A 5,954-nucleotide genomic window follows, 5' to 3' on the forward strand; every position below is an offset into this window, starting at 1 on the left:
CCCCCTGAATCTGGGACAGTTTCAGCCCCTCTCGATCCAGGTCGGATTCTGCGATCACTAGGAACTTGGCCCCAACTGTCCGCATTACCCCAATTACTAGGCTACACACACCATCAGAACCCGGAAGTTCGCCAACAAATCGCTTTAGCGCTCGGACAACTCGCTGCCTCCTGTCCTTTGCGCTCAGAAACCGAACGGATCATTTCTGCTCTTGGGCAACTGAGTCAAGATGCGAGTCCCCTTGTGCGTGAAGCTGCCATGACTGCCCTGGGAAGCATAAGATCCGATCGAGTTTTACCTTATTTACAACGGGGCTTAAATGATGCTGTGGCTGATGTGAAAAAAGCAGCCTCTTTAGCCTTACAACAAGCTAGACTCACCCAATCTTCATCTCCAAAACCTCGGTCTTTATGGGAAAATCGCCCGGAGAGTGGGGGAATGGGGCAATAGGGCAATGGGAGAAAACGGGGACGCGGAGACTGGAATTATTCCCTGCTCCCTACTCCCTGCTCCCTATTGCCTATTGCCTATTGCCTATTTCGTAGTTCCACACAATAAAAACCATGAATCAACAACTCGCTTTTTTAGGACTTGGAGTTATGGGTGGCCCCATGAGCGCTAACCTGGCTCGTGCCGGATATCCTATTAAAGGATGGAATCGTACCCCCAATCGCCCAGGGGTAAGGGCGGCTCTAGAAGCAGGTGTAGAGATCGTTTCCTCGATTCAAGAAGCTGTAGCTAAAGCAGATGTGATTTTCTCTTGTGTGGGTGATGTTCCTGATGTGGAGGAAGTCCTATGCGGCCCGGGCAGTGTGGCAGAATGGGCGAGACCGGGGACTCTGGTGGTAGATATGAGTACCATTGGACCGAATGCAGCTCAGGCGATCGCCCAAACCTTGTCCACTAAATCACTTCGATTTTTAGATGCTCCCGTCTCTGGGGGAGATGTTGGGGCCCAAAACGGCACATTAACGATTATGGTCGGAGGCAGTGAAGCGGATTTTCAAGATGGCTTACCCTTCTTTGAAGTGATGGGAAAATCGAGCCACCTCTGTGGCCCAGTCGGCAGTGGCCAAGCGGTTAAACTATGTAATCAAGTCCTCTGTTCGGCTAATTTAATCGGCTTATGCGAAGCCATAAAACTGGCCCAAAAACAGAAGATCGATCCTAATTTAATCGTTGAAGTTTGTAGTGGTGGCGCGGCTGGCTCTTGGGCCCTCTCCAATCTCGGCCCTAAAATTAATCAGTCTGATTTTGCCCCCGGTTTCGCCATTAAGCATATCTTAAAAGACTTGCGCTTGGTTTTAGAAATGATTGAAGCCGAAGAATTCCCAGGTACTGAGTTAGCCAATCAGCATTTTAAGAGTGTTGAGAAGCTAGATAATGGGGGAGAATTGGGCACTCAGGCGATGATGAAAATCTATCACCCCTCTTGAGGAGTGGAATTGAGAAACTGATACACCGGCTCTTCTGTAAGAACCCGTTATTTTAGTGATCGCCTCTAAGCTCTTACCGATACCCAAACGGGCGTTAGATTAGCATAGATTGAGTTAAGGATAACCGTACCCTATGCCTACCCTTCGACAGTGAAGACAAGGAATAGGGGTAGATATTCTTGCTGCTATCACTCTCAATGGCCTACTATTACCTGCTATATGTCATCACCACCCCCAAAGCGCCCTTCCTTAACGGCGGGGTTAGCAGCACTCAAGCGTCAAGAGTACGATCGCGCGATCGCCCACTTAAACGGCGTTTATACCAATGAATCAGAGGGCATTCGCAAAAGACGCGCTCAACAGGGATTAGTTATTGCTTATCGTAAAGTGGGTCAAGGGCAACAAGCGCTGAATTTATGCCACTTACTCACCTACAGCCCCGATGCACCGTTCCAAAACTGGGCGAAAAAAACCTTACCTAAACTCAAGCGCCAGTTCCCCAATCTGGAGCCATCCAAGACCATGTCTCCCGATGATCCCACAGATGCTTTACCCGTTTCTGCTCCTCAGGCTCCTAAAACGGAAGTGAAAGAACCAAACAACCGTCTGTCCTCTCCTTCTGCTACCCCAGAAGTGAGAACCTGGAAAAATGCTGGACGTGCTAAACGATGGGGTACGCTCCCGAAAACCTCGAAACTGGGATCGGATATCCGTTGGTTATGGGGTTTGCAAGGAATAACGGCGATCGCCTTTTTTGGCTGGATGGTGACTGTCATTGAGATCAGCATTGCCCTTGTCCAGTACCTGCTCTTGAAACTGCCCTTTCTCAACCCTTGGCAAATTCTCTATCGAGACCCCACGTTATTCCTATTCATCTTCTCATTATTAATTTTTATCGCTTCTCCAGCTTTGCTCTCTCTCCTGCTCAAAAAAAGGTATGAATTAGAACCCCTAAACCTGGAGCATCTCAAAACCATCCGGCCAGAATCAGCGACCGTAATTCAACGCTGTTGTCGTCAACGGAAACTTACCCAACCTAAACTGGGTATTTTACCTACCTCGTTACCCCTGATTTTCACTTATATCCAATACCCGATCGGTCACTTGCGCCCTACCGGTCATATTGTTATTTCTCAGGGAATGCTCGATCGCCTGGAAGATGATGAACTCGCTATCTTTTACGCAACCCAACTGGCTCATATTCTCAACTGGGATTTTCTCTTGCTTTCAGCTTGTGTCTGTTTCCTGCAACTCCCCTATACTCTATATTGGTCAATCTCTAAGTTAGGTGAGCGTTTGGCCGATCGCCTGGATATCCGTCTGCTAGAACTGATCGTCAGAGGCTTATCTACTCTCTTGGCAAACCTCAGTTATACCTACTATCATCTGTTCCGTCTGCCCCTACTGCTACTCTCTCGATGGCGACTGCTCTATAGTGATGCTACTGCAGTGAGTCTTACCGGTAACCCGAATGCCTTTACCCGTGGATTGTTGAAACTAGCACAAAGTTGGCACAGGGGAATTATACAGACATCTAGTGTGCCGGAAGTCGTAGAACGCTTCGATCTCTTGCTTCCGCTAGGAGTGGAACAGGCGATCGCGATCGGTAATCTAACCCCGAATCAACCCTTTGAAAGTGTTCTGCAATGGGATTTACACAATCTATATCGCTATGGAGTTACCCTACTGAGTAGTCATGGACGATTGGGAGATCGCCTGCAACGGTTAACGGATTTAGCCCGATTTTTCCGCTTAGAAACGGAGTTAGATCTACCGTTTATCCCTCCCCGTCCCTTCTCTTTATCGTCAGATTTTACCCAATGGCTAACCACCCAGATGAATTTCAGTTTAGAAACCCAGTTACGTCTGCCCTTTACCTCTCCCATTCGGCTCTCTTTACCTTCAACTTTACCTGAATGGCTGAAAACGGCGATTAATTTGAGTGTTGCCACTTCGATCTTTGTTAATAATAGTCTCCCCTTATTCCCTCGCGCTCTCTGTCAAGCGTTCATTGTGGGGATCGGGTTTCGTCTGGTGTTGATGCTGGTGGGGGCGATCGCCTATTTTTTCTATGTGGGTCAATTGGTTTGGCTCTCCCAAGATCAGGATGGGGATTTAATAACCGCTTGTTATTTGATTAGTTTGAGCCTGATCCTGATGCTTCAGATCAATCGCTATTATCCGGAAGTGCGTCCCCTCCAGGATCAGCGCATCGATCATTCAGAAACCTTCGCCAAGCTCCAAATCGATGCTACTTTAACCCCTCAAAAACGCCAAATTATGCGCTTACAGGGCAAACTCTTGGGACGGCGCGGGGTTCATAATGGTTTAGGACAGACGTTAATCCTACACACTTCTGCGGGGTTAATTCGTTTACGCCATTGCCCCCGTGCGAGTATTTTCGGCGATTGGGGGATTAACCCTGTTTGCCCCAAAGATTTGATCGGTCAGTCTGTGAAGGTAGGGGGCTGGTTGCGTCGGGGAGCTGATGTGGCTATAGATTTGGCCTATTTGGAGGGGCGACCGCAACTACAAGCCAATAGCTATCATCCCCTACTCCTGTCTTTATTGGCGATCGCCTCTGGACTTTGGGGCGCTTATCTGGTTTTTCAGACCTAATGTAAAGAAATTTTGCGAGATTTCAATTTGTGTGTTACATTTCTTAACAAGAAGGCTCAAGCCAGAACAGTCAATCAACCTGGCGATCAACAACGCAAGTGCAGGGTGGGCTGCTTTGGAATCATGTGTTCTTCCTCCCAACACAGCAAGTTAACCAGCCGCGTAACCGGCTGGTTTTTACTATCTGTTAGCCATAGGATTAAGAAATTTTCTGAACAAGGGGATGACAAAATCCTGGACTTAAGGGTAAAATAATTGAGTTTTGGGTAGCTCCATCTGCCAAAACGTGATAGGTTAAATATGGCATGAAGTAAACATGGTAGAGCCACCTAAAGAATATAAATATGTGCTCGATAGCGATAGGAATACCCGGAAAATTTACAGTGACTCCAAAGGGAAAACCTGGCTCTTCCTTTTCCGAGTCTTCGGAATCGATAAAGCCTGCCATGAGACTCAATGAGCAACGTGATGCCTAACCCAATCTTAATAGTAAAGGTTTACCAACGAGGTGAATATTTTACTGTGTTTACCCATCATCCTCAGTCTACTGAATGCCAGATCGGTGTTCAGGAGGCTAGGTCATGCCATATCTATGTCAACTCAGACTAAATAGGGAGGTCTTATCAATGTCTGTTCGGTTATACGTTGGTAACTTACCGAAAGAAACGGAAAAGCAAGAGCTGGAAGCTGTTTTTGCTGAAACAGAACCCAAAGTTTCCACTAAGGTCATTACAGACCGTAAGACCGGTAAGTGTCGCGGATTTGGGTTTGTCACGGTCAAAAATGAAGAGCAAGCCGACCAAATTATTGAGCAATTTAATGGGTATTTGCTCAAAGAAAGTCCCCTTAAGATCGAGAAAGCCCAGCCTCGGAACAAAGGTAAAGAGGGGGGCAGCGCAGAAGGTGGGGCAGCCTCTAGCGCTCCTACTGCCAGCTCAAGCGGTGGCGGAAACCGTAAGAAAAATAAATCCAAGAAAAACACCTCTAGCTCCAGCCAAGATACGGGTTCCATTCAACCCGATCCTCGTTGGGCTGCGGATCTGGAAAAACTCAAAGAACTGCTGGCAACGCAAACCACTAAAAGTTAGCAGCATTTTACCAGCAGAGTTGACTTGTGAAGGTAAAGGATTTAGTCCTTTACCTTGGTTTGCTTTTATCGATAAAACCTTGGACAATACCTTGTATGGTTTGGGAATCAAAAGGCTTAGTCAGATACTGGGTTGCTCCAGCAAGTTGCCCTTGGACTTTATCAAAGGGACTATCCCGCGCCGTCACCATCACAATCGGCAGAGATTGAAACTCAGGGATACTGCGAATGGTGCGGCAAAGTTCCAAACCATCAACCCCTGGCATAGAAACATCAAGTAAAAGAACGGCGATGGATTCGTTATAAATCAAATTTAAGGCATCTACAGCATTATCAGCGACTAAAACCTCTACGCCTTGATCTTGGAGTGCATTTTGAATCGATTTTTGGACGATCGCACTGTCATCAACGGCGAGGATTTTAGGGGGAGATGGTGGAGTTGTGAACAACACGGTTGCCTCATCACGTACAGATTCAGGGACTCCCACAGGGGAAATTCGGGTAAATTTGGGGGAATTTTTCAGTCAAACCCTTGACAAACCCCTAGCACTTAAGGTTATCATATCAAAGGTAAAGCCAATGGGGTGTAGCCAAGCGGTAAGGCAGCGGGTTTTGGTCCCGCCATTCCTAGGTTCGAATCCTAGCACCCCAGTTTAACTTCATAGCTTACATGCTATGACTCTCGCCTAGGAATGGCGGGACCAAAATCCACAACTCTGCCTAAAATCTGCCTAAAACCACCATAGCACCTCCAAAAGTAAGGGGCAAGAAATAGGTCAAATGAGTTAGATAGTAATTAGAGTTTTCTATAG

The 5,954-nt window shown here is 47.2% G+C and carries 5 protein-coding genes and 1 tRNA gene; 5 read left to right on the forward strand and 1 reads right to left on the reverse strand.

The genetic code is table 11. The features are described from left to right. The 4 genes from J7529_RS24245 to J7529_RS24260 form a co-directional block, all read left to right on the forward strand. A partial coding sequence (locus tag J7529_RS24245) for a HEAT repeat domain-containing protein (RefSeq protein ID WP_318731116.1) occupies window positions 1-450 on the forward strand: 450 nt, incomplete at its 5' end. A gap of 113 nt (window positions 451-563) precedes the next feature. After that, entirely contained in the window at window positions 564-1,436 is an 873-nt protein-coding gene (locus tag J7529_RS24250) for an NAD(P)-dependent oxidoreductase (RefSeq protein WP_318731117.1), read from the forward strand. A 219-nt stretch (window positions 1,437-1,655) separates the two neighbouring features. Then, window positions 1,656-4,055, forward strand: a complete 2,400-nt coding sequence (locus J7529_RS24255) for a M48 family metallopeptidase (RefSeq protein WP_318731118.1) — start codon at window positions 1,656-1,658, stop codon at window positions 4,053-4,055. Window positions 4,056-4,681: 626 nt separating this feature from the next. Then, window positions 4,682-5,143, forward strand: coding sequence for an RNA recognition motif domain-containing protein (locus tag J7529_RS24260; RefSeq protein ID WP_271940209.1), 462 nt, complete (start codon window positions 4,682-4,684; stop codon window positions 5,141-5,143). Window positions 5,144-5,192: 49 nt separating this feature from the next. Here the strand turns inward: J7529_RS24260 and J7529_RS24265 are convergent, their stop codons facing one another. Beyond that, window positions 5,193-5,591, reverse strand: coding sequence for a response regulator (locus J7529_RS24265; protein WP_271940322.1), 399 nt, complete (start codon window positions 5,589-5,591; stop codon window positions 5,193-5,195). Window positions 5,592-5,722: 131 nt separating this feature from the next. Here J7529_RS24265 and J7529_RS24270 point away from each other — a divergent pair. Next, window positions 5,723-5,794 (forward strand) — tRNA-Gln (locus tag J7529_RS24270). Window positions 5,795-5,954: the final 160 nt, after the last annotated feature.

It is taken from the genome of Roseofilum sp. Guam, assembly GCF_017746735.1.
In the GTDB taxonomy this organism is placed as follows: domain Bacteria; phylum Cyanobacteriota; class Cyanobacteriia; order Cyanobacteriales; family Desertifilaceae; genus Roseofilum; species Roseofilum reptotaenium.

Coding starts and splice junctions, on each gene's coding strand:
- J7529_RS24250 (WP_318731117.1), top strand. CDS start 564: ATGAATCAACAACTCGCTTTTTTAGGACTTGGAGTTATGGGTGGCCCC.
- J7529_RS24255 (WP_318731118.1), top strand. CDS start 1,656: ATGTCATCACCACCCCCAAAGCGCCCTTCCTTAACGGCGGGGTTAGCA.
- J7529_RS24260 (WP_271940209.1), top strand. CDS start 4,682: ATGTCTGTTCGGTTATACGTTGGTAACTTACCGAAAGAAACGGAAAAG.